This is a genomic window from Mesorhizobium sp. WSM4847 (genome assembly GCF_055811335.1).
The window spans coordinates 1-394 of record NZ_JBVVPY010000117.1; the positions used below are offsets into that span (position 1 = coordinate 1).

Below are 394 nucleotides of genomic sequence, written 5' to 3' on the forward strand. Positions count from 1 at the left end.
AGCCTCGACCCTGTGATCGCCCGCGGCGAGGTCAGCGAGCGTGATCTCGGCTATCTGAAGATCGGCGACAAGGCGAATGTGCGGCTGGTCAGCGGCCAGATCGTCGAGGGCACCGTGCGCTATATCAGCCGCGACGCCTCGTCCGCCACCCGCACCTTCCGCGTCGAGACCGCAATCCCCAACCCCGAGGGCACTATTCCGGCCGGGATGACCGCCGAGATCGCGCTGAGCGCGCAGCCGACCGACGCTGTCATGCTGCCGCGCTCCGTGGTGACGCTGGGCGACAAGGGCGATCTCGGCATCCGCGCCGTCGACAGGGATAACAAGGTCGTGTTCTTCCCGATCGATCTGGTCGACGATACGCCAACCGGCCTGGTGCTCGGCGGCATCCCTG

Annotated in this window: 1 protein-coding gene; it reads left to right on the top strand. The window is 67.3% G+C overall.

Features of this window, described 5'->3' with window-relative positions; all coding sequences use genetic code 11:
- Positions 1-394, top strand: a 394-nt coding sequence (locus tag AC0L28_RS34775; protein ID WP_473483016.1) for an efflux RND transporter periplasmic adaptor subunit, incomplete at both ends; no start/stop codon positions are given.